Source organism: Ekhidna lutea, from assembly GCF_900188325.1.
Classification (GTDB): domain Bacteria; phylum Bacteroidota; class Bacteroidia; order Cytophagales; family Cyclobacteriaceae; genus Ekhidna; species Ekhidna lutea.
In genome coordinates this window covers 104857-127195 of record NZ_FZPD01000001.1, presented here as the reverse complement: position 1 = coordinate 127195, position 22339 = coordinate 104857, and the positions used below count along the sequence as shown (strand labels likewise).

Genomic DNA, 22339 nt, shown 5'->3' with positions numbered 1-22339 from the left:
ATTCAATGTGATTCATGGTTGTTCAGCTCATGGATGTTTAACACTTTTGGAAGATGTCAGATAACTCAGAAAAGTATATCGCCCGATTAAGGCATGAGGTTGAGGAGATCCTCAACTGGGGAGCTGTGAGCGGCTGGCATAGTAAAATGTTTGATGAGCTTTCTGAGAAAGTTTTTGAGTCAACACGAGTGATGCTCAGCGTGGCGACACTAAAGCGTTTTTTTGGTGTCGTGAATCACGATGGAGCTCCGAGCATCACAACGCTTGATGCACTGTCTCAGTTTGTGGGCAAGGAGAACTGGCGTGCTTTTAAAATGGCCGACCCAATTAAAAGAAAAAAGGAAAAGACCCCAAGAAAATCGATCTATGTGACCATTGGGTTCATTCTGGCCATTATCTCCATAAGCCTTGTCGGCAATAAGCGTCCAGAGGTTGTTATCAATGCCTCTGAGTTTTCGTTTTCAAGTAAAGTCTTGAGCAAGGAGTATCCAAATTCCGTGGTATTTGATTTCAATATCCCCTCTGACCTGAGGACAGATAGTTTGCATATTCAACAATATTGGGATCCTACCAAAACCATTGCTGTACAAAAAGATCAAACCCAGGCGACTGGGATATACTATTTCCCTGGATACTTCAGAGCGAAGCTTATGGTGGATGGGAAGGAAGCCCAGGCACATGACCTTTTCCTGAAAAGTGAAGGCTGGCTGGGACTGATTGAATACGCTCCAACACCAAAATATTTTGAGCCGGAAATTGACGGCACTGCACTTTCTTTTCCGGAAGAGATCAAAAAGGAAGTAATAGGGCTTGAAAAGCCGGTTGTCTCTTCCTTTCATTTTATCGATGACCTGGGTCGTGTTTCAGGGGACAACTTCTCCTTTTCTGCAACGGTTAAAAATGTATTTGATGATAGATGGGCAGTATGCCAGGCCATGAGTATCTATTTCATTGGATCCACAGGTGCCATGATTATCCCGTTTTCAAAGATTGGGTGTAGTTCTGATAATAATCTGATGCTCAATGACACTTATCTGCGTGGCAAGGAGCACGACCTGTCTCCTCTTAGTGCAGATTTTACTGACCCTGTTGAATTGAGTATTCAGGTAGAAAAAAAGCAAGTATCCATCCTTATTGGTGGAAAAATAGTCTATACGGAAGCATACAAGGAATCCATGGGGAAACTGGTAGGTACGCGCATTAAATTCAAAGGCCTGGGTGAAGTATTAGATTTCAAACTGAAGGATCACAACAGTGAATTGGTACTGTTACAGTAGTCAGAAAATTTATGAACAAGATTGAACGATCTTGTTTTACAGATAGCCTTTAACTTGTCTAAACGCTTGTGTACCATTGAGCAAAAATTAGGATTATGAAAGGCTCAATCTTCTTATCTCTTTATTTATTAGCAGCTATTGGATTCTCTCAGGATGTTGGCGGAAAAACCTTAGTCAGTCAATCCAGAACTACCACAGCAAACATTGGCAAGTGCGATATCACCATCAAATATCACAGCCCATCAGTCAATGGGAGAAAGATATTTGGTGGCATAGTACCCTTCGATTTTGTGGTTGATGGAAAGGAATACCCGTGGAGAGCAGGATCCAATCAACGAACCACCATTGAATTTAGTCACCCCGTAGAGGTTGAAGGTCAGAAGCTGGATTCTGGCTCGTATGGGTTTCTTGTTTTGGTATCGGAAAAGGACTGGACTTTGATTTTTTCCTCGGGAAAGAGTTGGGGAGCGTTCAACTATGACAAAGCAAATGACATCATTCGTGTTCCAGTTAAAACTAAAACCATGCCCTTTCAAGAGTGGCTGAGCTATGAGTTTATCAATCCAAAAACAGAATCGGTAGATGTGCAACTCAGGTGGGAAGAAACTGCTGTTACATTTAATATTCAAACAGATGCCTTCAGCAACATCATTTCAGACATTGAAAGTAAAGAGCAAAAAGATGCCAATGATTATCAGGAGCTGGCAGTTAGAACATTAGAAGGCAATCCCAATCAAAAAGAACTTGCATTGGATTATTTAGAAAAATCGCGACTTGCTTTTGACACCATGTCAAATGAATATTATCGTCAACATTACAACTTTGCCTACCAAATACTTAAAGCGGAGATACTGGAATCTCAAGGCAAGAAAGATCAAGCGAAAGATCTCAAAGAGAAAGCCTGGACAACTGCAAGTGGGTTTAATATCTACTATTATGCTTTGAGAAAGTATGCGGTTGAAGGAGAGAAAAAAGAGGCATTAGATATTCTAAAACAAGGTGTTAAAACCCACCCTGACAATTTTCAAACACATTTTGCTTTTGGGGAGTATTACCTGAAAGAAAAGAATCAACAGAAGGCGACAGAACATTTTAAGAAGGCTTTGGATATGACTATTGAGCAAAAAAGTAGGTGGGAAAACTATGCTAGATACCTTTACTTGCAAAACAAACTAGTGTTCGAACGAAATTGAATGTGGTGTTAGGGTTCCAGTTTACTCAAAAGGGATTCAGCATGCCGCTTTAAAAATCCAATGGTTCTTCGATTTCCGGCAAATAAATTCCTTGCAGCTAATATGAGCGCTTCAACGTCACGAACTTCATTCGAATGAGATTGCTGTAGCCAGGGGTATTTCGATTCATCAATCTCCGTCTTTGCCCAGATTTTTTGCTGGACCACCCAGTAATCATTGTAAGCCGGAGATACCATCATTGTACGAAGCTGCTGATTGTCACGCTCTATGTAAGTACTCCACTTTTTTACATCACGGTAATAATTGATGATATCTGATCTTAGCTTTTTATCATTCATTGAATATAAGCGCCCGGTATTCAACATCTCATCGTACGTTGTAAAATTTGATTCAACCAGAAAGAAATTGATCAGGTGAACGGAAATCATAGACAATCGCTTTTCCTTCGTTTCCAGTTCATTAAACAGCGAAAGGACTGAGTCACACTTTTGCACCCGTTCTTCCAGCCGATAATCGAGGTAGGCGAATCTTGAAGTATCACTTTTTACATCCTCTATCAATCGCTCAATTGTAAGCCGATGAACATTATTAGCAACCCTGTCCTGATTCCAGTTATTGAGCAGAAATGCTCCCAGAATACCCACGGTGATCACCAGTATTTCAAGGAAATACTCGGCCCATTTTTCTTTTAAGGTTGAAAACAACTTCTTCATTTCTGATTGGATATACTTCTAAAATAACCAAAACCCAGATAATGAATTAAAGAGGTTGCTTTTTGTAACTTTTATTTACAAACATGAGTATTATCATAGGTAATATTTACATTTATGAGGAATAGTCTCATTTTTAAGTATGAAAGGAAATAATCTCGGCGAATTTGAAGAACTCATTTTACTCACAGTAGCATCACTGGAAACGGAAGCGTATGCCGTTTCAGTAAAGGAAGAATTGGAAAAAAGAGCCAACAGAAAGGCCAATATCAGCGCGATACATTCATCTCTATACCGCCTGGAAGACAAAGGCTTTCTCATTTCTGAATTTGGAGGAGCCACACAAAAGCGTGGAGGTAAGAAAAAACGCTATTTCCAGGTCACCAATACGGGTTTTGCTGTTTTGAAAGAAGCCAAAGAGCTGAAAGAAAACTTCTACAAAACAATACCACAGCTAGCAATCATCACCATCTAATTTGTCGCAAACACACCACGATATTACCCCACCAAAAGTGGCTGAGAAGCTACTCCGACTCATTTATGATGATGAGCTACTGGATGATATCCTCGGAGACTTGCAGGAAATGTTTCAGGATCGTGTGGAAAGCAAAGGACTAGTCAAAGCGCGATTGCACTATTTCAAAGATGCATTTCTGTCGATTCGGAATTACGATTTAAGAAGGAAAAGAAAGGTCAGATACAATAACTCAATACCTATGTTAAAGAACTACATCAAAACAACATTCCGCACCCTATCAAAAAACAGGGTGTACTCGGCACTTAATATTTTTGGGCTAGCCCTGGGTATTGCGGCATGCTTATTCATTTCACAGTATGTGAGCTATGAATACAGCTACGATAAATTTCATTCCAATCACGAAAACCTGTACCGTGTCAAGTACATGGTCTATCGTGGAGAAGACCTCCAAATCAACTGTGCTGCAGCGGTTCCGCGAGTGGGGCCATTCATGAAAGAAAACATGCCTGAGGTGGTGGATTTCGCCAGGGCATATCCCATGTCCGGGGTTATTGAGCGTGACAACATTCAGTTTCGTGAAAACCGAATACAAATTGCCGATCCCGCCTTTTTGAAAATCTTTGATTATCCATTAATCCATGGAGATTTGGAGACGGCACTAAGTGAACCAAATACGGTAGTTATAACGGAAAGCATTGCCAATAAATACTTTGGCCGGACAGACGTAGTTGGAGAAACATTAAACCTATATACCTGGATTGAAAAAACTCTGGAAATCACGGGAGTAACAGCCGACGTTCCGGAAAACTCACATCTCAAATACAACTTTCTCATATCATACGAAACCCTAAACAACCAAACACGAAATGATGATGGAACAGCATCTTCTGAGACGGCCTGGGGGTGGTATGATTTCAACACCTATGTTCTACTGGAGGATGGTGCTGACCCGAAGGCATTTGATGAAAAATTTGAGGAGGTTTTGTATGCAGAAAGAGGAGAGGATTTTGAAAAGTATAATTTCAGATCGGATTTCCCGCTGCAGCCGATTACTGACATTCACCTGTATTCAAACTTGTTGCAGGAATCCGAACCTGCAGAGCAGGGTGATGGAGACACGGTGTTTTTTCTAGCCATTATCGCTGCATTCATCCTGATTATCGCCTGGATCAATTACATAAATCTTTCAACTGCCAAGTCCCTGGAAAGGGCTAAAGAAGTAGGCGTACGAAAATCCATGGGAGCCTATAAAAGACAGTTGGTGAATCAGTTTCTGACTGAATCATTTGTGCTGAATTTTCTGGCCTTGTCCCTCGCAGTTATTTTGGTGGTTATTACAACCCCATTTTTTAATCAGCTGATCGATGCTGATCTAAGCAGAGCGTTCTTTTTAGAACCTAATTTTTGGCTGGCCGTGCTAGGCGTTTATGTGCTTGGGTCATTCTTGTCCGGATTGTATCCTGCGTTTATTCTTTCTTCCTTCCGTCCTATTCAGGTACTAAAAGGAAAGATGACGACCAACAAATCAGGCATCCTGCTGCGCAGAGCGCTGGTTGTATTCCAATTTGCTGCGTCTGTTACACTAATTGCTGGTACCATTATCGTGTATCAGCAGCTTAGTCACATGAAAAAACTGGATGTTGGATTTGACATGACAGATACCATGGTTATGCGAGGACCGGAGGTTTTTGCGGTCGATTCACTTTTCGGAAATGCACTAAATGCATTTGAAAACGAACTTAAAAGCAATCCAAATATTGAGGCCGTTACGAATAGCTCCAACGTACCAGGCGATGAAATTTTCTGGACCAGGGGAATGAGAAAGCAAGAAGATACAAGAGAGAAAAACTTCACTGTTTACCTTGTAGGTGTTGATCAGGACTATTTTCCTACCTATGACATTGAGTTTTTGGCGGGAAGAAATTATGACAAGTCATTTACTACTGACACTGCCAATGTGATCATCAACAAGGCAACCATGGAATATTTAAATATTCAAACTCCGGATGAAGCCATTGGTCAAAGAGTTCTTATTGGTGGAAGAGACAAACGAACCATTATTGGGGTGGTAGATAACTATCGCCAGCAATCTGTCAAAAACAGTATCAATCCGCTGGTATTCCCGTTGACTGAAAATTCTGCTTCATTCATCTCCGTAAAGCTCAATACGGATGATTTTCAAGCTGCTTATGAGGAAAGTAAGGCAACATTTGATCAATTCTTTCCTGGCAACCCATTCGATACGTTCTTCCTGGATGAGTTTTACAATAAACAATATGCCAACGAACAGAACTTCAGTCGGGCATTCACACTCTTTGCCTTCTTTGCCATCATCGTGGCATGCCTTGGCTTATTTGGATTGACGTCTTTTACCGCACTTCAGCGAACGAAAGAAATCGGAATTCGCAAAGTTCTTGGTGCTGATATTTCTCAAATTGTGATGATCCTCTCCAAAGAATTCTTAATCCTTGTGGCAATCGCCAACGTAATCTCATGGCCCATTGTGTATTTCCTCATGGATGGTTGGCTGGACAATTTTACCAGCCGCATCACGATTGGTGTTTCAGTATTCCTAATTGCTGCAATCATGGTTGTGATAATTGCTTTGATTGCTGTTGGAAATAAAACGCTTTCCATCGCAAAGACTAACCCAGTGAAGGCGTTAAGATATGAGTAAAGCAAAATATGCATACGGGAATTTTATTAACTTTTCCGGATGCATATTCAACGTCATCATTTAACATTTCTACTAATTCTCGTAGGATTTAGCAGCTTAGGTCAGCAGATTCTAACTGATAAGAGAGATGGCACACAATATGAGATTGTGAAACTCGATCACTTGCATTGGATGAAAGAAAATCTCAGATATGATGCTCCCGGGTCTGTCTGCCTTGATCATTGCGATCGAATTAGATTCTATGATTATCAATATTTAGAGGGTGTCTGTCCGGAAGGATGGCGACTACCTACGGTAGAAGAATGGGATCTGTTTATACAATCATTTCAAGACGCTGAAAAGGTGCGAATGATGGAAGGCAATAAAAAGCTCTACAGGGTTGATTTTCTTAATCAATACAACATTTTCGGATCTAATGTTTTAAACATTCAACCCATTGGTCGATTTGAAGGGGGGAAGCTGGACACGGGCGATTTCATTGATTTCTGGACAACCAACTCTGCAACTGATGACCGTTTTCATATGCATTTCTCTCCCTATACGATTTCCGGCCATGCTCATAAAAAGAATTTAAAGCTATCTAAACCAGAGGAGTATCGATTGTTTGCCGTTCGTTGTGTTTGTGAAAAACTAGACGAATAAGCCAAAGCTTTAATTCCACTTGATCAACCCATCAAGAAAATTTTGAATAGCTTCTGATGAACCGATTGGGACTCTAAGTAATCTCAACAAAACGGTCAGCAAACCAATGATGGTTGCCGGGTGCTTCACTTTACCAAAGCGGACAGCATACAGTATTAAAAGTGGGATGAAAATAAGTTCGGCACTCAGCGCCACAATCATTGGATTTAGTTTTTCGATAGGAACTAGTGCTCTCCATAAAACAATCATTCCCCTTCCAAGCGCTGGCATCATTAAGTAAAAAACAGAGCAAACCATCCACCAGGCATGCTCATTTAATTTCTTTCGAAATCGAATAGCCTGAATCACAGCAAACCCATAAAGAAGACCAAGAATTAATTCAATAACAAGTGTGCCATAATAGAAAGATAACGGCGGTCCGGGCCTGGATGGATCATAAACAGCAGCTCGTTTTAAAGGAATATCCAGCAAACTCATACTTGTGAATACAATTCCTCCCGCTATTAAAAAGCCAATCATTCCTAAAGTTCTATGATTGGAAGTTTTCCCTTTTTCAATCAGATAAGGTTGGATGATCATAAGGATAAACCAACCAGTGACCAGCCAGTAATGAATGTGAAACTCCCAGGAGGTCGTCGTAAGCTTTGGCCAGTAAAAATTGAATATTCCGACTTGAATAATAACCAATGGAAGGATCATCCAGAGGTGTAGGTTCTTATACTTTTCCATTAAATGATAGGTTAGGTACCATTAAGTTAATTGGAAAGTCGGATTAATGTATAGGGAGCAGTGGAGAAAAGAAACAGTCAGCTAAATTTACCACATGTCCGAAAAGAAACTCTTCCTGCTTGATGCGTTTGCATTGATATACCGTGCTCACTTCGCCATGAGTCAAAATCCCAGACTTACCACCAATGGCATAAACACAGGTGCAATTTTAGGTTTTACTAACTCCTTGCTGGAGATTATTACCAAAGAAAAACCCTCCCATATAGGTGTAGCTTTCGATACACATGCTCCGACTTTTCGACATGAAGATTATAAGGAATATAAAGCGACTCGGCAAGAACAACCGGAGGAGATCAAAGTAGCAATTCCATACTGCCTCAAGATTGTAGAGGGATTTAACATACCCATTCTCATGAAGGATGGATATGAGGCAGACGATCTGATTGGGACCATCGCTAAGAAAGCCAGTAAAGAGGGTTTTAAGGTGTACATGATGACACCAGATAAGGATTTTGCTCAGCTGGTAGATGAAAATATCTTCCTTTTCAAGCCAAGGAGAATGGGAAATGGCGTGGATATCATGGGCATTCCTGAAGTCCTTGAAAAATTTGATATCGATGCAGTCGATCAGGTAAGAGATGTGCTGGGACTTAAAGGCGATTCAGTGGATAACATCCCTGGAATCCCTGGAATTGGTGACAAAACCGCTTCCAAACTTTTGAAGGAATACGGTTCTGTTGAAGAAATTGTGGCTCACGCGGATGAGCTAAAAGGAGCATTACAGAAGCGCGTACAGGAGCATGGGCAGCAAGGCATCATGTCAAAAGAGCTGGCCACAATCAAGATTGATTCACCAATTGAGTTTGATCAAACTGCCCTGCAATACGGAGAGCCGAATCCAGATATTCTTCAACCGATTTTTGATAAACTGGAATTCAAGACAATTGCCAGAAGGGTTTTCCAGGAAGAGAATGACATCAAGAAAGGAGAAACTCAACAGCTGGGATTGTTTGATGGAGGTGGAGATGCTCCGGCAGCTTCTGACAACAAAGAATCGATCAAAACAACCAAACACACTTATCAATTGGTAGAAGGTCAGGAAGCCATTCAACAATTGGTAAAAAAGCTTAGTGCAAAAAAGTCATTCTGTTTTGATACGGAAACTACTAGTCTGGAAACCCGGGAGGCAAAACTTGTAGGGATAGCTTTTGCCATCAAGAAAGGAGAAGCCTGGTATGTTCCATGTGGAGCGAATGCTCAATCTGTGGCAGATGCCTTTAAGGAAATCTTAGAAAATGAGAGTATTCAGAAGATTGGACAGAATCTGAAATATGACATCCAGGTGATGCGTAACTATGGCGTTCATGTGAAAGGAGAAATCTTCGACACGATGCTGGCTCACTTTCTATTAGATCCGGAATCAAACAACAGCATGGATTGGCTGGCAGACAAGTTCTTGAACTATAAAACTATTTCGTTCGAGAATCTGGTTGGTCCGAAGGGAAAAAACCAAAAGACGATCGATCAGATTGATCCGGAGAAGGTGAAGGATTATGCATGTGAGGATGCAGATATCACGCTCCAGCTAAAAGAGCTTCTTGAAAAGGACATTGATGAGCGAAAGCTGCAAAGGCTCCTTCATGAAGTAGAAGAACCACTCTCTTTTGTACTGGCAGATATGGAATACGAAGGAGTGAAAGTGGATACTTTGGCACTTGAGAAAATGTCGAAGGAGCTGGATGAAGAAAGCCGACGTGTACAGCAGGAAATTTTTGATATAGCCGGAGTGGATTTCAACATTGGATCACCAAAGCAGCTTGGAGAAATCCTTTTTGATAAATTGAAGCTGGTTGAAAAACCAAAGAAGACCAAGTCAGGCCAATACGCAACAGGAGAGGACATTCTTTCAAAGCTTGCAGATGAACATGCAATCGCAGCGAAGATTTTGGAGTTCCGGGAATACCAGAAACTAAAGTCTACTTACGTAGATGCATTACCAAAACTGATAAGCCCAGCGAGTGAAAGGATTCACACCGACTACCGGCAGACGGTTGCTGCGACCGGTCGATTAAGCTCAAACAATCCCAACCTTCAGAACATACCTATTCGGACAGAAAAGGGACGTGAAATACGAAAAGCTTTTATACCAAGTGATGGAGATCATTTGATTATGGCAGCTGACTACTCTCAGATTGAGCTTAGGATCATGGCCGCTTTTTCTAAGGATGAGAGCATGATGAATGCATTCAAAGAAGGCCGGGATATTCATGCAACCACAGCATCCAAGGTATTTGGAGTAGACATTGACAATGTGGAGCCGAACATGCGCCGAAAAGCAAAAGAGGTCAATTTTGGAATCATCTATGGTATCTCAGCTTATGGCCTTTCTCAAAACCTGAATATTGCTCGTGGAGAAGCTCAGGAAATCATCGATTCATATTTCAAGGAGTTTCCGAATGTGAAGAAATACATGGATGAGACCATTGAGCAGGCCAAAAAGGATGAATACGTCGAGACAATTTTAGGCCGAAGAAGATACTTGAGGAATATCAACTCACGAAACTTCACCATGCGTGGATTCGATGAACGAAATGCCATCAATGCACCTATTCAGGGTAGCGCTGCGGACATCATCAAAATAGCCATGATTGACATTCACAAATGGATGCAATCAGAAAAGTTGAAATCGAAAATGATCATGCAGGTACATGATGAATTGGTTTTTGATATGCATAAAGACGAGCAGGAATTATTGGTAAGCAAAGTGGAGGATTTCATGAAAAACGCCCATCCACTGGAAGTGCCAATGGAAATAGAAATCGGGATTGGTCAAAATTGGCTTGAAGCGCATTAGAATTGGTATAATCACCCCCTAGCCCCTCGAGGGGGAATGTGGTGTGCCTAGGAAGAAAGACCTCCTTAAATAGAGTTATTTCCAACCATATTGGAGATTCGTTATTTGTCCTGCACATATTAATCCTATTGAAACAAATCAAATTCGTAATCTTGGAATGGTCGAACGTGAAGATTTGCAGCCCTAAGTTCCCCCTTGAGGGGGTTAGGGGGTGACCTTTTGATCCAAAATCCAATTCTCAATCGTTCTCACAACATTGTTAATATCTGAAAGAACCTCAGAATCTTCAAAACGCAGAACGAAATAACCCATCTCTTTTAGCTCCTTTTCTCGAGTCTGATCTTTGGCAGCCACCTCTTCAAATTGATGTGTATAGCCATCCACTTCAATAATCAGCTTCAATTCTTTACAGAAGAAGTCTACGATGTAATTACCAATCGGCCTTTGTCTCAAAAACCGGTATTCCATCATTTGCTTTTCTCCGAGCACCTCACGCCACATGACAGTTTCAGCTTTCGTAGGGTTTTTTCTAAGCTTTCTAGCTAGCTGCTTTAGGTTTTTATTGTAGTTGTTGTTAGAATATTTGTTCATATCTCGAGGGGGAACAGATTCGTTTTAAATTTGATAAAAATCTCAAATAAATTGGATTTCCATTTCTATGCTAACCTCACCTCCTTCCTTCTCCGACATCAAACGCGCTCATCAGCGAATAGCTCAATACATCATTGAAACCCCGGTAATGACATCCAAGAACATTGATGAGATTGCCGGTTGCCACATTTATTTTAAGTGTGAGAACTTTCAAAAAGTGGGAGCATTCAAGATGCGTGGTGCAGCCAACGCGATCTTCAGCTATCGTCCGGAAGAACGAGTGAATGGTTTTGCCTGTCACTCTTCCGGAAATCACGGTCAGGCAGTAGCCCTTGCAGCCAAGTTGGCTGGGTCAAAAGCTTTCGTGGTGATGCCCAAAAATGCGACGAAAGTGAAGGTAGAAGCGGTAAAAGGATATGACGCGGAGGTGATATTCTGTGAGCCAAACGATCAATCCAGGTCACAAGCTTGTCAGGATGTAGTAGACCGAACGGGAGCCATTTTGATACATCCGTTTGATAACTATAACATTATAGCCGGGCAGGCTACAGCTGCTAAAGAATTGATTGAAGAAACGGATGACCTGGATTGCATCATTGCTCCGGTGGGCGGTGGTGGCCTTGCAGCGGGTACTTCTTTGATTGCTCACTACCTGGATCCAAATATGGAAGTATATCTTGGAGAACCAGAAGAAGTGGATGACTGCTATCAGTCGTTAAAAGCAGGCAAAATCATCCCAAACAAGTCATCAGATACGATCGCTGATGGATTGAAAACTACCATCGGACAAAAGAATTTTGACATTTTAAAGGAGCATGTAAAGGAAGTTTTTACGGTTTCGGAGCAAGAGATTGTAGACGCGATGAAGCTGATCTGGGAGCGAATGAAAATCGTGATTGAGCCTTCATGTGCTGTTCCTTTTGCAGCGATTTTGAAAAATCCAGAAGCATTTAAAGACAAACGAGTGGGGGTAATTCTTACCGGAGGAAATGTCGATTTGACAAAACTTCCTTTCTGATGTCCAGAAAGATTTTTGTTATCTGGAATCCCTTTGCGGGAGGTAAAGCATTGAGGGTCTGCAAAAAGTTATCTGAGACACTCAACAATCAGGAAGTAGATTACCAGGTCTTCGACACAAACGAGAGTAAAAGCGCAACTACTACCGTTTCAGAATTTCTTGATGCATCGTTTACAGACTTAATTATTATTGGAGGAGATGGGACCATCAATGAGTCGGTGAACGGATTGAACCATGATATTCCGGTTTCCATTTTACCTGCAGGCACAGGGGACGACTTCATCAAGAATGTGGCGATTGGGAAGACACTGGAAGTGCAAATTGATACAGCCATAAATGGTGAGATCAAGCGAATTGATTTAGGCCAGTGCAATAATCGAAAGTTTGTCAATGGCGTTGGGATAGGGTTTGATGGACAGATTGTAGAAGATATGGCTTCCAAGCGAGTGCCATTGCTCACAGGTCATGCTGCTTACTACTATCATGTGCTTCGCATTCTCGGAGGCTATCGAGAACGCAAGTTCGACTATCAAATTGATGATCGACCTTTTCAAAAGGATTTAATCTTATTGACCATTGGTAATGGAACCACCTTTGGTGGAGGATTCAAGTTGATGCCTGAGGCAAAGGTTGATGATGGTCTTTTAGAAATTTGTGAAATTGGAAAAGTATCCGGATTGAGAAGGTTTCTGAACATCAATAAACTCTCTGGTGGAACGCATGGGTCTCTGAAGGAAATCAATTTTTACAAAGCAAAATCGGTAAAAGTAGGTGCTAATAATCTGCTTTATGCTCACATCGACGGGGAGCGGATGGGCCAGCCTCCGTATGAGATTAAGGTTTTGCCGGAGAAGCTTCAATTGAGAGTTTTTAATAACTTTAAATAATGCCAAAAATTTACGAATACCTGGGTATTATTTTCTTTTTTTATTCCAATGAGCATGAACCAATTCATGTGCATGCAAGAAAGGGTGAGTTTGAAAGCAAAGCAACCATCGTATTAACTGAGGGGATAGTTAGTAAAGTTGTTATAACGAACGTAAAAGGAAAAAAGCCACTTAAGGGTAAAGATTTAGCTGATTTAAAGGACTTTCTTAGCGAATTTGCGGACGATATAGTAAGAAAGTGGGTTGATTATTTTGTGTATCACAAACGAGTGGATTTTCGTAGAATTAATAAAAGATTGAAATGAAGATCATCGAAAAATATCAGGAAGAAATACAAGATCTAGCAATTAAAAGCGCTCACTACATCGGTGACTTTGCCATTCGAATTAGCTTTAGTGATGGAGCTGAGAAACTGGTTGATTTCAAACCATTTTTGAATGCGAATAATCATCCAGAAATTAAAAAGTACGAGAAGGAAGAAAATTTTAAGCAGTTTAAAATTATGAACGGCAATCTTGACTGGAATGATTTTGAATTGTGCTTTCCATTTGAGGACCTTTATCACAATACAATTCTGCACGAAGAATCATCAGCTATTTCCTAAACCTCGCTTTCTTTTTAAATCTCAGATAGGCCCAAACCGTCACCGCAATCACTCCCAGGCTTATAAACTGAGAATGAGAGAGTACGCCATCAATGATGTAGCCTCGCTCTTCGTCTCCTCTGAAAAACTCAATTATCCCCCGCCCAAATGCGTAAATGATGATGTAAACAAAGAAGAGTTGTCCTTCGAATCGGTTGTATCTTTTCAACATCAAAAGCACGATCATAATACCGAAAATCAGCGTCGCAGAATAGAGCTGTGTTGGATGAAGTGGCGTATGTAAAGGTTCTGCCTGGGAAATAGGATCGGTAAAAGTGACTCCCCAGGGCATATCCGTTGGGACTCCATGACAACAGCCTGCAAAGAAGCACCCAAGTCGTCCTAATCCATGAATGATGCAAGCCGTAATAGCCAATCGATCCATTAGAGGCCACAAGGGCCATTTTTCTTTTTTGAAATACCAGACAATAAGAGGAACCGCAAAAAGTAACGAACCATAGAAAACAAACCCAGTTCGGAAGTTTCGCTTCATATTTTCCCACGAACCGAAATAATAAGACGGATCTTCAAGATAAAAGAAGAGCTTACCCCCGATAAAAGCAGATACGATCACCAGGATAGCCAGATTCTGAATTTTGTCGCGCTCAATGCCCAGGTCTTTCTTAGCCGAATAGGTCATATAAAAGAAGCCAAGCGTGGCTCCAATCATGATCATGAAACCATAGGTGTGAATCGTGAAATCGCCGATTGAAAACAGTTCTGGATGCATAATGAGTATTAAAGTATAAAGTTTAAACGATATGGCATAAGATTTGAGATAATCCAAGGAAAATAATGCGATGAGCTATTTAAAAATACTTTTGATCAGTTTACTCTTTGCTGGATGCAAGGATGATACTGGAATTTCTGTTGGTGATAATGAAATACTTGTGGAGTATCAGCAAACGGTCACGAAAGAAATAGATGGCGAGGAGTGGACAGTTGCGTTTGAAAGTATCAAGGAGAACTCACTTTGTCCTCCGGATGCAACCTGTGTGTGGCTTGGCAGAATCGTTGTTTCTTTATCAATAAATGATGAGGGAGTAGTTCTTGGTTACGGAGACCTATCAACTGATACGGAGGAACGAGCATTACAAAATCAGGTAATAATTGATGGAACGACTATCAGTTTCTCCGAAGCAATAGACTATATTGAGAACAATACAACCAAAATTGTTCTAGTTTTTGAGTGATGCGGATCTAACTCTTAAAAACCGTTTCCTTCCCTTCACTACTATCGAATACGCGGATAGCAACCACGTCAGCCTCTGCTGTTTTCACTCCTTCTGCAGAAAGAAAGTCACACTTTAAGACTGTTTTTCGTCCTTTCACTTCCATGACTCTCGCACGAAGCTCAACCGTGGTATTTGGAGTAGGTTTTAAATATTTCACCGTAAGCGTACCAGTAGCATAGCGATATTCCGGTTCTGTATTTAAGCTTCTTCCTTCTCTTTTGTAAGCATCTGCCATAGCCGTGCCCATGCAATGACAATCGATTAAAGTTGCCATGATACCTCCATTCATCAGGTTGCTCCAGCCGTGGTATTTTTCTTTGGACTCCCAGTTGCATACTGATTCATCACCGTCCCAGTAACTTTTGATTTGAAGGCCTTCATGGTTATGTCCACACCCAAAGCAGACATTTTCCGGCATGTGATCTTGAAAGTATTTTGACTCACCCATAATGACAAATATGAGGTTTTTAGATTTAGACAAATTACTTGTTACCAAAATGGTAACTTTTTGATTAGCTTTGTTTTATGAGAGTAGTTGCCAAGAAGATTCTCAGAGAGTTTTGGGATAAACATGAGGATGCAGAGCAAGCACTAAAGACTTGGTATAAGGAAGCTTCAAAGGCCAATTGGGAAAGCCCAAATGATATTAAGAATCAATACATCAAAGCAAGTATTCTCAAAAATAATAGAGTAGTATTTAATATTTGCGGGAATAGTTACCGCCTCATTGTTAAAATTAACTACGATAGATCATGGGTATTTATCCGATTTATTGGAACACATAGTGAATATGATAATGTGGATGCAGAAAATATATAAGTGGTGAAATGAGTCTCGAAACTACGGGACTATATATGCATACAAAAAATATTATAGGCCATGAAAGTAATTAAAACAGAAAAAGAATATTTGAGTGCGCTGGAGCAATTGGACGACTTATTCGATTCTCATGAAAATACAAGTGAGGGTGAACAGGCTGAGTTATTGATGATACTAATTGAAGATTATGAAGCTCACAATCATCCAATTGATCCGCCTGATCCTATTGAAGCAATTAAATTTAGAATGGAACAGTCAGGGATGAAGAATAAAGACCTTGCTAAGGTGATTGGATATAAGAGTCGCGTTTCGGAAGTTTTGACAAAAAAGCGAAAGCTCACTTTAAATATGATTCGCAACCTTCATGAGAAGATGAACATCCCTTACGAATCTTTAATGACCGAATATTAAACTATTATGTACCACACCCTCGACCTTCATTTCCAAAACTATGAGCATGCCATCGCGTCATTTCTAATCGAAACTGACGATGGGCCAGTTCTTATTGAGTCCGGTCCGTATTCGACATTTCCCAGTCTTGAGAAAGGATTGGCCGATCATGGATACAAAGTAAGTGATGTCAAGCATGTGCTTTTATCTCATATCCACTTCGATCATGCTGGAGCAGCCTGGGCTTTAGCTGAAAAAGGAGCAAAGATTTACCTGCATCCTTTCGGTCACGACCATATGCATGATCCAACCAAATTGGTGGCTTCTGCTACCATGATCTATGGTGATCAAATGGATACACTTTGGGGTAAAATGGATGGGATTCCGAAGAAAAACCTGAAAGTGGTCAATCATGAAGAAGTCATTGAAATTGGAGGGCAAAGTTTTCGGGCGTTGCATACACCCGGACATGCAAAGCACCATATCGCCTGGCATTGGAAGGACACCATCTTCACAGGGGATGTAGCTGGAGTGAAAATAGATGGAGGACCGGTAGTGCCGCCATGTCCACCTCCTGATATCAACCTCGAAGACTGGTTACACTCTATTGATCTGGTGCTTGGAAAAAACCCAAATCGTTTAGTGCTTACTCATTTTGGGGAAGAAATCAACCCTAACATTCACATGATGGAACTAAAAGAAATTCTCAGCGACTGGAGTCAGTGGATAAAGCAAAAATGGGAGGAAGGACTAAGCAACGATGATATTACGCCACTCTTTATGAATTACACGGCAAATCAACTCAAGGATCGAGGCGTTTCAGATACTGGAGTTAAGCAATATGAGGCGGCCAACCCTTCCTGGATGAGTGTGGCCGGACTGGTTCGCTACTGGAAGAAAAAGCAGGGAGCCTAAGCATATGCTTATCGCCAATGAAGTATTAGAAAAGCTGGATGTCTTCGATAATCAAAACGAATACGAAGCATGCACATTTAAGAATTGCGATTTCTCAGGAGGCAATTTTTCTACCACAAAATTTATAGAATGCGAATTTGTTGGCTGTAATCTTAGCAATGTGATGGTAAGCGAAACTTCTTTTAGAGAGGTCACCTTTAAAAGCTGCAAGATGCTTGGCATTCAGTTTGACACCTGCAACAAGCTTTTGTTTGAAGCTAGTTTTGAAAGCTGTCAGCTGGATCACAGTGTCTTTTTTCAAATGAAATTGAAAAACATTGATTTTCTAAATTGTCAGCTTGTCGAAGTTGATTTTGCAGAAGCAGACTTGAGTGGAGGTAAGTTGGTTGGTTGCGATTTAACCAATGCAAAATTCGATTTCACTAACCTGGAAGGAGCAGACTTAAGTAAGTCCAGCGGGTTGATCATTGATCCCGAATCCAACAAAATCAACAAGGCTAAAATACCACTCTCTCAGTTATCTGGCTTGCTGGCAAAATACAATATCAAGATCGATAAAGCGCATTGAGTGCAAACATGAATGGTAGTCGTCCAACCACTTTGAGTGGTGGGACGACTTATTTTTAGTTGCACAAACCCGGACTTGCATCACACTCCGATTGTGGGATCGGAAGGATGAAGCGATCAGCTAAAGGATCAAGTCTTGAATTTGTAATATGAACAGACAGACCATTGGCGGCTTGGCGTTTCAGGTCATGGAAAATCACGCCCTCGTAAAGAAGCTCCCTGTTTCTTTCAACAATTAAGCTGTCATAGAACTCAGAAGCAGTAAGTGTGTCAAGTAGGGCAGTTAATCCAGCTCTGGTTCGAACGGTATTGAGGTCGCTGAGCGCCTGAGGGTCTAGTGTAAAAGGATCTTGCTCAAATCGTGATTCAGCACGATCCAGGTACATCTCAGCTAAGCGAATGAGGGGGATCACGTCTGTGCTTCTAAGGTATTTGGCAGAGCTAATGCTGTTGGTATTCACCTTATCGAGGTAGTACAGGCTATCTACTTCATCAGCAGCATTAGAGGCTGAATCAATGTTTGCGCGATGATCTGCATCACTGAATTTTGGATTGTTGGCAAGAATGCCAGAATTCAATGAGGATGGCTGGATTCTGAAGGTGCTACCAAAATCATTAAATGAATTGAAGAAAGCTGAAAGCCCTGAGGTATTTACGCCGGTGTTGCTGGACGCAGTTTGTTGAACAGCCAAAATATCCTCCGTACTATTTGAAGCATTGCTGAATGCTTCGGAGGGACTGCTTGCCAGACTGAATGGACCAGCGATTACATTATCGAGAAAATCCTCAGCATCAAAGTATTCATTTTTTTGCATTGCGACCTTCGCCAGGTAGGCCTGACATGCGTAATAAGAAATTCTGTCATTGTTTGTACCAAGCGATTCCAATGCGGTTGAGGCAGCATTCAAGTCTGCTTCCACCTGACTATATATTGAATTAACAGTTGCCTTTGTTGGTGTTGTAATTTCGCCGACTGAAGTGATGGGTTCGAGTAGCAGAGGAATGGCCGGATCATTCGCACTTCCTTCATATTGAGGACCCCAAAGCCTAGCCATTTCAAAATATAGAATCCCTCGGATTGCTCTGGCTTCACCTTCTATTCGTGATCTGGCTGATGCATCAGTTACTACATCAAGATTGGCCAGGATATCGTTGACAATATTTATGGTTTCATAACCTCTTCGCCAGTTTGACTCCACTCTGATGTTAGTTTCCAGAACACTTTTCCTTACAAAATCCTCATATCCGGGAGCATTTGTTTCATCCCATGAAACCTCGAGGTTTACTTGTCTGGTCAGAAGTGTTGCGATAAGTTTAAAATCACCTCCCAACAACTCACCTCCATCTGATCCATCGTTCATCCCAAAAAAATTGTAGTAGGCACCATTTAGGGCTTGCTCAACTGATTCCTGATCAGTCAAAATGTCTCCACTCAATGAGTTTTCGGCATCAATGTCGAGTAGGTTATCACAGGAAAAGGTGATTGACGCTAATAAAAAGAAAGCGATTAAATGCTTCATAGTCGATTGTGTTGTCTTAAATGCTTTCATGATTAAAATCCGATTTTGATGCCCGACATAAAGATTCTAGGTTGTGGCGCGGTGAAGTTGTCAATGCCACGGCTGATGTTTTGCCCGATGATCCCATCAAGTGGATCAAAGTAGCTGACATCCGGATCATACCCGATATAATCGGTGATGGTGAACAGATTAGTAGCTCCTACGTATATGCTGAAGTTTCTTAGGCCCATATTAGAAAGTGCTGCCTCCGGGAAGTTGTACGTCAGAGTAATATTCTTTAATCGAACATAGCTGCCATCCTCAAGCCAACGCGTTGAAGCATTTGGTTCATCCTGGAATGGATTTAAAACAGGATATGGCGCTTCATCCCCGGGTTCATACCACCGATTGCTTTCCCGGGTTAATTGACCCAAATTAAGGATGCCGCTATTGGCTAAGTATTCTCCAGTAGCGAAGTAGAGGTCTACCCCTCCAACAAACTGGAACATGGTTGAAAACTCCCAATTTTTGTATGTGATGGAGTTGGTGAGGCCTCCAAAGAAATCAGGGTTTGGATTTCCAACTTCTTGCCTTGGTGCTTCTTCCCAATTATCTGTAGTTCCTCCATCTCCATCATCGTAAAGCGCTTCACCTGTGTCCGGATCGACACCAGCATATTTCCTCATATAAAAGACACCCGCAGGTCTATTCTCTAAAAATGCATTGACACCTACAATCGCCTGCTCTCCATTGAGATCAGTAATCACATTATCATTGAATGAAATGTTGAAGTCTGTCGTCCAGGAGAAGTCTGTGTTATTTACATTGATAGAACTGATATTGATCTCAAACCCTTTGTTTTCCATCGATCCGATGTTATCAAAAATGGTGGAAAGGCCTGATGTTTGACTCACTGGCACAGGGAATAATAAGTCGGTAGTGGTTTTGATGTAGTAATCAACAGACCCTGTGATGTTTTTTGCAGTAAGTCCAAAATCTATACCCACATTTAGTTGCGAGGTTGTTTCCCATTTCAGGTTTTCATTGGAAAGGTTGGCAAACTCAACAGCATCCTCATCATTGTATCGTGTACGGATATAGTTTCTTCTGTATAAGAAATCATCTGTCGGTGCATTTCCGACCAGACCATAACTGGCGCGAAGTTTCAACTGTGACCATGTCGGTGAATCAAAACCTGTCATATTGTGGATGTTCCATCCTGCGGAGACAGCTGGAAAATATCCAAACCGATTGTCTTCACTGAACTTTGAACTACCATCCATTCGGCCGGTCACCTGAATGTCATACAAGTTGCCAATAGAATAGCTCACTCTGGCGTACGATGAAAGAAAGACATTTGCATCGCCCTGGATAGGTTCATTAAAGAGCGAAGGGTCAGAATCCGTTAATGATTCGAGCGTAGAAATACTATTAACATTGGCTTGTCGGAAATCAAAACTGGTTGTCGATTTTTGGTACGACCCGCCTAGGATTAATGACAATTTATTATTTCCACTAACCTCAGGCGTGTAAGTTAGCCACCCATTTGTCACGTAATTCTCAACCATCTGCTCGCTGATACTTGAGCGACCGTTTGGTGCTCCATCCAGTGTTTCAGGACCCTGTCTTCTCTCCGCTCTGATATCGCTGCGGTCAATACCCCCATTCACATCAATGGATACCTTCTCGGAAAACTTATAGTTAAAGCCAAGACTACCAATCATACTATTATTGGTGGCCACATTATCAGCGAAATTGATTTCGGTCAATGGGTTGTATTCCAAACTTCTCACATTCAAACGGTAATTGTTTGCCGGATCATAGCTGTCAGATGGTGGAAGTACTATTGCCTGAAGTGGTGCTCCCAAATCCTGGTCCTCATTGAGACGATTATCCTCAGTAAAGATGTAGTTGAAGTTTAAGTTGGCAGAAAGCTTATCAGTGATCTTGCTATTGAGAGAGAGTGATCCGTTTAAGCGATCAAACTTGTTGCCGATAAGAATCCCTTCCTGGGTGGTGTAACCAACCGAAGCAAAATATCCGAGCTGCTGCGTTCCTCCCTGAACATCAATATTTGCCCGATGCGATGGGGCATTCCTGAAAACCTCTTTTTGCCAATCGGTATTCCCATCTAGTTGACTATAAAAAGAGGGCATGTTAAAAGTGAATGTTTGATTTGACGGATCGTCTACAATGGTCACATCGGTTAAACCCGCATTGTAGAAGTTGTCTAAAAATTCCTTCGTGATCGTGTAATCAGTACCATCAATTCTTATTTCAGGACTGATCGTAAAAGGCTCAACTCCGATCATAAATCCTCTTAAAATACTTTCAAAAGTCTGCAGTCGGTGTTCATCACCAGACTGGATATCCAGAAACTTAGGGGTTTGGCTGATTCCAAGTTGGTAATCAAGGTTGATTTGCATCTCACCAGCATTGCCACTTTTAGTGGTGATAATAATGACACCATTTGCGGCTCTTGTTCCATAGATCGCTGTTGCGGCAGCATCCTTCAATATTTCTATAGATGCAATATTGCTTGGGTTGATGTTGGATTGGTTACCGGAGGTCAATGGTACACCATCAATCACATAAAGAGGTTGATTGGAAGCAGAAAGCGAAGACCCACCACGAATTCGAACGGTGGTTCCTTGTCCAAGCTTACCACTGGAGTTTTGCACGAATAACCCAGCTGTCACACCCTGGTTGGCCTGCTCGAGGTTAATTAACGGTGCAGGACTCACATCCGCTGCATCAATACTCGATACACTACTGGTCAGCTCATCTTTGGATTGGGAGCCAATCCCCATATTGATTTGGTTGCCGGCACTCAGCGAGTTCATTTTGACCGTAATGGAATTTTGGCCGGTCAGGTAAATTTTTCTTACCTGGAATCCTTCCGCACTGATGATCAGTGTTTCATAACCATCTGTCAGTTCTATGCTAAAGTTTCCATTTGCATCGCTGACCGTGGAGTTGGTGGATTCATCTATTTTAATGGTAGCTCCGGCAATCCCATTATTTGACCCATCGGTAACAATGCCCCGAAGGGTGGTCTGGGCCGAAACGGAAAATACCAATAGCAGGGAAGCCAGGCAGGTTAGTGTTAGTTTCATAATTTGGTAGGTAGATAATACAATCTTAAAAATAGACAGATTACCCATTACTAGACACAAAAAAGGGCAGGAATCGATGATTCTGCCCTTTCATTCGAT

The 22339-nt window shown here is 41.4% G+C and carries 22 protein-coding genes; 15 read left to right on the top strand and 7 right to left on the bottom strand.

What is annotated here, in order from left to right:
- Window positions 1-53: 53 nt before the first annotated feature.
- Both CHB71_RS00455 and CHB71_RS00450 read left to right on the top strand, forming a co-directional pair.
- Window positions 54-1277 carry a hypothetical protein gene (locus CHB71_RS00455; protein ID WP_089354912.1) on the top strand — a complete coding sequence of 408 codons (1224 nt, stop codon included), beginning with the start codon at window positions 54-56 and terminating at the stop codon, window positions 1275-1277.
- 95 nt (window positions 1278-1372) lie between these two features.
- Entirely contained in the window at window positions 1373-2470 is a 1098-nt protein-coding gene (locus tag CHB71_RS00450) for a DUF2911 domain-containing protein (RefSeq protein ID WP_089354911.1), read from the top strand.
- Between the two features lie 8 nt (window positions 2471-2478).
- Here the strand turns inward: CHB71_RS00450 and CHB71_RS00445 are convergent, their stop codons facing one another.
- Window positions 2479-3183 (bottom strand): hypothetical protein, encoded by a 705-nt coding sequence (locus tag CHB71_RS00445; protein ID WP_089354910.1) that lies wholly within the window; start codon window positions 3181-3183, stop codon window positions 2479-2481.
- Between the two features lie 139 nt (window positions 3184-3322).
- Between CHB71_RS00445 and CHB71_RS00440 the strand changes: the two genes are divergently transcribed.
- The 3 genes from CHB71_RS00440 to CHB71_RS00430 are packed head-to-tail and all read left to right on the top strand — an operon-like array spanning window position 3323 to window position 6977.
- Complete coding sequence (locus tag CHB71_RS00440) at window positions 3323-3655, top strand: PadR family transcriptional regulator (protein ID WP_089354909.1); 333 nt, start codon at window positions 3323-3325, stop codon at window positions 3653-3655.
- Window positions 3656-3692: 37 nt separating this feature from the next.
- Window positions 3693-6335, top strand: a complete 2643-nt coding sequence (locus tag CHB71_RS00435) for an ABC transporter permease (RefSeq protein ID WP_221406654.1) — start codon at window positions 3693-3695, stop codon at window positions 6333-6335.
- Window positions 6336-6374: 39 nt separating this feature from the next.
- Window positions 6375-6977: an FISUMP domain-containing protein gene (locus CHB71_RS00430; RefSeq protein WP_089354908.1), complete on the top strand. Its 603-nt coding sequence runs from the start codon at window positions 6375-6377 to the stop codon at window positions 6975-6977.
- A gap of 9 nt (window positions 6978-6986) precedes the next feature.
- On the opposite strand, the gene CHB71_RS00425 is transcribed toward CHB71_RS00430, so the two are convergent.
- Window positions 6987-7706: a hypothetical protein gene (locus CHB71_RS00425; protein WP_089354907.1), complete on the bottom strand. Its 720-nt coding sequence runs from the start codon at window positions 7704-7706 to the stop codon at window positions 6987-6989.
- Window positions 7707-7800: 94 nt separating this feature from the next.
- Between CHB71_RS00425 and polA the strand changes: the two genes are divergently transcribed.
- A complete protein-coding gene (gene polA / locus CHB71_RS00420; RefSeq protein ID WP_089354906.1) occupies window positions 7801-10560 on the top strand; it encodes a DNA polymerase I in 2760 nt (919 codons plus the stop codon).
- A gap of 204 nt (window positions 10561-10764) precedes the next feature.
- Here the strand turns inward: polA and CHB71_RS00415 are convergent, their stop codons facing one another.
- The gene (locus CHB71_RS00415; RefSeq protein WP_089354905.1) at window positions 10765-11151 is read right to left on the bottom strand and encodes an endonuclease domain-containing protein; all 387 of its coding nucleotides are present in this window, start codon (window positions 11149-11151) and stop codon (window positions 10765-10767) included.
- Window positions 11152-11218: 67 nt separating this feature from the next.
- On the opposite strand from CHB71_RS00415, the gene CHB71_RS00410 reads away from it, so the two are divergent.
- Genes CHB71_RS00410 through CHB71_RS00395 form a run of 4 tightly spaced genes read left to right on the top strand, consistent with a single transcriptional unit; the run spans window position 11219 to window position 13660 of the window.
- Window positions 11219-12169 carry a threonine ammonia-lyase gene (locus CHB71_RS00410; protein WP_089354904.1) on the top strand — a complete coding sequence of 317 codons (951 nt, stop codon included), beginning with the start codon at window positions 11219-11221 and terminating at the stop codon, window positions 12167-12169.
- On the top strand, window positions 12169-13056 hold the full coding sequence (locus CHB71_RS00405; protein ID WP_089354903.1) for a diacylglycerol/lipid kinase family protein: 888 nt from the start codon (window positions 12169-12171) through the stop codon (window positions 13054-13056). Before CHB71_RS00410 ends, CHB71_RS00405 begins: the two co-directional genes overlap by 1 nt.
- Window positions 13056-13361, top strand: a complete 306-nt coding sequence (locus tag CHB71_RS00400) for a DUF4160 domain-containing protein (protein WP_089354902.1) — start codon at window positions 13056-13058, stop codon at window positions 13359-13361. The genes CHB71_RS00405 and CHB71_RS00400 overlap by 1 nt, the downstream gene beginning before the upstream one ends.
- Complete coding sequence (locus CHB71_RS00395) at window positions 13358-13660, top strand: DUF2442 domain-containing protein (protein ID WP_089354901.1); 303 nt, start codon at window positions 13358-13360, stop codon at window positions 13658-13660. Before CHB71_RS00400 ends, CHB71_RS00395 begins: the two co-directional genes overlap by 4 nt.
- Here CHB71_RS00395 and lgt read toward each other — a convergent pair.
- Window positions 13650-14429 (bottom strand): prolipoprotein diacylglyceryl transferase, encoded by a 780-nt coding sequence (lgt, locus tag CHB71_RS00390; protein WP_089354900.1) that lies wholly within the window; start codon window positions 14427-14429, stop codon window positions 13650-13652. The genes CHB71_RS00395 and lgt overlap by 11 nt on opposite strands.
- A 70-nt stretch (window positions 14430-14499) precedes the next feature.
- Between lgt and CHB71_RS00385 the strand changes: the two genes are divergently transcribed.
- A complete protein-coding gene (locus CHB71_RS00385) occupies window positions 14500-14892 on the top strand; it encodes a hypothetical protein (protein WP_089354899.1) in 393 nt (130 codons plus the stop codon).
- A gap of 7 nt (window positions 14893-14899) precedes the next feature.
- Here CHB71_RS00385 and CHB71_RS00380 read toward each other — a convergent pair whose 3' ends face one another.
- Window positions 14900-15382, bottom strand: a complete 483-nt coding sequence (locus CHB71_RS00380) for a PaaI family thioesterase (protein WP_089354898.1) — start codon at window positions 15380-15382, stop codon at window positions 14900-14902.
- A 77-nt stretch (window positions 15383-15459) separates the two neighbouring features.
- Between CHB71_RS00380 and CHB71_RS00375 the strand changes: the two genes are divergently transcribed.
- From CHB71_RS00375 to CHB71_RS00360, 4 genes are read left to right on the top strand one after another with little or no spacing between them, the layout of a single operon-like run.
- A complete protein-coding gene (locus CHB71_RS00375; RefSeq protein WP_089354897.1) occupies window positions 15460-15753 on the top strand; it encodes a type II toxin-antitoxin system HigB family toxin in 294 nt (97 codons plus the stop codon).
- Between the two features lie 60 nt (window positions 15754-15813).
- Window positions 15814-16164, top strand: coding sequence for a helix-turn-helix domain-containing protein (locus CHB71_RS00370; protein ID WP_089354896.1), 351 nt, complete (start codon window positions 15814-15816; stop codon window positions 16162-16164).
- A 6-nt stretch (window positions 16165-16170) separates the two neighbouring features.
- Window positions 16171-17058, top strand: coding sequence for an MBL fold metallo-hydrolase (locus tag CHB71_RS00365; protein WP_089354895.1), 888 nt, complete (start codon window positions 16171-16173; stop codon window positions 17056-17058).
- Complete coding sequence (locus CHB71_RS00360; protein ID WP_144017280.1) at window positions 17012-17626, top strand: pentapeptide repeat-containing protein; 615 nt, start codon at window positions 17012-17014, stop codon at window positions 17624-17626. Before CHB71_RS00365 ends, CHB71_RS00360 begins: the two co-directional genes overlap by 47 nt.
- A gap of 55 nt (window positions 17627-17681) precedes the next feature.
- Here the strand turns inward: CHB71_RS00360 and CHB71_RS00355 are convergent, their stop codons facing one another.
- A complete protein-coding gene (locus CHB71_RS00355) occupies window positions 17682-19175 on the bottom strand; it encodes a RagB/SusD family nutrient uptake outer membrane protein (protein ID WP_089354893.1) in 1494 nt (497 codons plus the stop codon).
- 2 nt (window positions 19176-19177) lie between these two features.
- Window positions 19178-22240: a SusC/RagA family TonB-linked outer membrane protein gene (locus CHB71_RS00350; protein ID WP_179213265.1), complete on the bottom strand. Its 3063-nt coding sequence runs from the start codon at window positions 22238-22240 to the stop codon at window positions 19178-19180.
- Window positions 22241-22339: the final 99 nt, after the last annotated feature.